At 68.8% G+C, this 3479-nt stretch carries 4 protein-coding genes; all 4 read left to right on the forward strand.

What is annotated here, in order from left to right; all coding sequences use genetic code 11:
* Positions 1 to 59 precede the first annotated feature (59 nt).
* Positions 60 to 608 (forward strand): LexA family protein, encoded by a 549-nt coding sequence (locus tag WBA11_RS01890; protein WP_424519034.1) that lies wholly within the window; start codon positions 60 to 62, stop codon positions 606 to 608.
* Positions 605 to 2110: a Y-family DNA polymerase gene (locus WBA11_RS01895; protein ID WP_424519035.1), complete on the forward strand. Its 1506-nt coding sequence runs from the start codon at positions 605 to 607 to the stop codon at positions 2108 to 2110. The genes WBA11_RS01890 and WBA11_RS01895 overlap by 4 nt, the downstream gene beginning before the upstream one ends.
* Positions 2111 to 2309: 199 nt before the next feature.
* Positions 2310 to 2957 (forward strand): AAA family ATPase, encoded by a 648-nt coding sequence (locus WBA11_RS01900; RefSeq protein WP_424519036.1) that lies wholly within the window; start codon positions 2310 to 2312, stop codon positions 2955 to 2957.
* A gap of 38 nt (positions 2958 to 2995) precedes the next feature.
* Positions 2996 to 3364 carry a hypothetical protein gene (locus tag WBA11_RS01905; RefSeq protein ID WP_424519037.1) on the forward strand — a complete coding sequence of 123 codons (369 nt, stop codon included), beginning with the start codon at positions 2996 to 2998 and terminating at the stop codon, positions 3362 to 3364.
* Positions 3365 to 3479 lie beyond the last annotated feature (115 nt).

Raw genomic sequence — 3479 nt, forward strand, 5'->3', positions numbered from 1 at the left:
TGACACACCGGGTGGCAGAGGGGAGGAGCGTTCGTCGGGTGCGCCCCCTCCCCTCTCTCATGCCCTTCTTGTTCGATCTGTCCGGCTCGGACTTGTCCGGCGACGGCGCGGTCTCCGGTGACGGCGCCTCGAGGTCGGCCCTGACGCCGGGCGCGCTGGTCATCACGGCCTGGGTCGCCGCCGCTGACGTGGCTCCTGGCCCGCCGCTCCCGTTCGTGCTCTCGCGCGTCTCGGCTGGGTTCCCGTCGCCCGCCGACGACTACGTCGAGGGCCACCTCGACATGCACGAGTTGACGAACGCGTTGTCGCCGTCGTGCTACTGGATGCAGTCCGAGGGCGAGTCGATGGTCGGGGCCGGGATCCTGAGCGGGGATCTGCTGCTCGTCGACCGGGCGATCGAGCCGGCCCACGGCGACATCGTGGTGGCGTCGGTCGACGGCGAGCTGACGGTCAAGCGGTTCTCGCGGCGGGCCGGCCGGACGAAGTTGTTGGCGGCGAACCCGGAGTACCCGCCGATCGAGCTCTACGAGGGCCAGGAGCTGGTGATCTGGGGTGTGGTCACGTTCGTTCTCCACAACGCGCGCCAGGGGCCGCGGTGGACGACATGAGCCGGCACCCGAACGAGTCGACCTCGAGGTCGGGCGCACCGAGCTCCTCGGCCTCGAGGACGGGTGAGCGACCGCGACGGCTGTTCGCCTTGGTCGACTGCTCGGCGTTCTACTGCTCGTGCGAGCGGGTCTTCGATCCGAGCCTCGAGGGCGTGCCGGTCGCCGTGTTGTCGAACAACGACGGGTGCGTGATCGCGCGGAGCCAGGAGGTCAAGGACCTGGGCGTCCCGATGGGCGCTCCGTTCTTCAAGGTGAAGGACGAGCTCGCGACGGCCGGTGTCCGCGTGTTCTCGAGCAACTACACGTTGTACGGCGACATGTCGCGCCGGGTCATGGCGACGTTGGAGACCGTGACGCCCGACCTCGAGGTGTACTCCGTCGACGAGGCGTTTCTGAGCGTGCCGATGCCGGACGGAACGCCGGATGAGGTCTGCGCTGAGATGGAGCGCCGGGCACGCGAGATCCGAGCGAAGGTGCTGCGGTGGACGGGGATCCCAGTCCGGGTGTCGTGGGCCGAGACGAAGACGCTCGCCAAGGCGGCGAGCGAATGGGCGAAGGCACGGCTCAAGGCCGGTGGTGAGCCGTGCGTGTGCCTATGGGGTCATCCTGACCGCGACGCGTGGCTCGAGTCGATGGCGGTCGGCGACGTGTGGGGCGTCGGCCGGCGGTGGTCGAAGCGGCTCGAGGCGATGGGCGCGGCGACGGCGGCGGACCTGGCCCGTCTGCCGAGCGCCCTCGTTCGGCAGCGGTTCAACGTCGTACTGGCCCGCACGGCGATGGAGCTTGGAGGCGTGGCCTGTCTCGCCCTCGAGGACGCGCCGGTGCGGAAGACGCTCGTGAAGTCGCGCAGCTTTGGCGAGCCGGTCACGGACCTCTCCCCTCTCTCGCAGGCCGTGGCGACGCACGCGGCGCGGGCGGCGGAGAAGCTGCGGCGCGAGGGGCTGGTGGCGGGGCACATCGAGGCGCTCATCACGACGAAGCACTACGGAGCCGGCCCGCATCGGTCGGCGGCGAGAGGCGAGATGCTCGCCGAGGCGTCGTCGGACTCGACGGCGCTGGTAGCGGCGGCACGGCGGTGCCTAGGACGGTGCCACCTCGAGGTCGACGTACGAGGACGTCCGTACCGGTACCGGAAGGCGGGCGTTACGCTGTCGGAGATCCGACCCGCTGGCACCGAGCAGCGGTCGCTGTTCGGCGGTCCATCTCTCCGCGCCATCGAGGACGTGCAGACGACGGCCGACCGAGTGCGGCGCGCGGCGTTGATGGAGGCGCTCGACGCGGCGAACCGGAAGTTCGGGAAGCGGGCCGTCGTGGTGTCGTCGCAGGGGCGTCCGTCGACGTTGCGGAGGACGCGGGACACGAGCGGAGCTCCAGCGTGGGAGATGCGTCGGGAGCGGATGAGCCCGCGGTATACGACGCGGTGGGACGAACTGGCGGTCGTGACCTTGGGTGAACGTTCGACCTTGGCCCCCTCCCCCACTCCAGTCGTCCGTGACCATTAGGCTCGTTTGTTCGACTCGACCCGGCTGATAGCGTGTCATATGATATGATATCATATTGAGCGTCTGCTATGTCGATTGCTCATGCGATAGCGGTGGGTCCAACTCGCTACGCAGTCCGTCCCCTGTTCATCAAGGACCGAGAGGCTTGCGTAGATGGGTTCGATATGATATCATATGATTTCATATCATTTGATATCATATGATCGTCCTTGTCGGCGGAGAGAAGGGGGGGACAGGAAAGACGACCTTGGCGACCAACCTGGCCGCGATGCGGGCGGGGGCGGGGGGCGACGTCTTGCTCGTGGACACCGACCGGCAGGGGAGCGCGAGCTTCTGGGGGGCGGTCCGCGACGAGGAGGACGGATTAGCGCCAGTCCCGTGCGTCCAGGTGTTCGGGAAGGGCGTGTCGCGTCAGGTGACCGACCTGGCGGGCCGGTACAGCGACGTCGTGGTCGACGCCGGGGGCCGGGACAGCGTCGAACTGCGGAGCGCGATGGTGGTGGCGGACCGGCTGTTCGTCCCGGTCCAGGCGTCGCAGTTCGACGTGTGGACGCTGGAGCAGGTCGACGGGCTGGTGGAGCAGGTCCAGGCGATCAACCCGTCGCTCCGGGCGTCAGTCGTGTTCAATCGGGCGTCGACGCACCCCCGGGTGCGGGAGGCCGAGGAGGCCGAGGCGCTGGTGGCCGAGTTCGAGCACCTGGACCTGGCGGGCGTCGTGGTGCGGGACCGAATCGCGTACCGCCGCGCGGCGAGCGAGGGGAGGGGGGTGGCGGAGGTCCCGGAGCCCGACGCGAAGGCCGTCTCCGAGATGGAGCAGTGGTACGGGGCAGTGTTCGGCGGAGCGTAGCGCTCTGATATCATATCATATCACACCCAATCGACCCCATGAGAGGCCGTCCCCCCAAGAAGACGCTGACCCCCGAGCAGGAGCGGGCCGCGAGCGCGTTCGTCGAGGCCGCCGAGTCGCCGGGGTCCGGGAGCGGACGGAGCGAGAGGGCCACGCCGACTCCGGGTGCTCTCCCTCGTACGGAGTCGCCCTCGAGGACGCGCGTGTCCCGAGACGACGGTGTGCGGCCGTGGGAGCGAGAGGGCGTTCGGGAGGACGTCGTAAAGGGCTACGCACTCCGTCTACCCGAGCCGCTCTACCTCAAGCTGAAGTGGGTGGCGAAGCAGACGGGCCGGAGCGTGAACGCCGTGATCCACGAACTGGTCACGGCCGAGGTCGAGGCGTTCCTCGATCAACACGACGGCTAGGAGGCCCTCAGAGGCCGCGTGACCGTCCTGGTCATCGCCTTAGGCATGGAGAGGGGAGAGGGCTCGGATCCCACTAGAGGGCGACCCTGGGCGCCGTATGGGCGCGTTGTCGCTC

The organism is Rubrivirga sp. (genome assembly GCF_049648075.1).
Taxonomy (GTDB): Bacteria; Bacteroidota; Rhodothermia; order Rhodothermales; family Rubricoccaceae; genus Rubrivirga.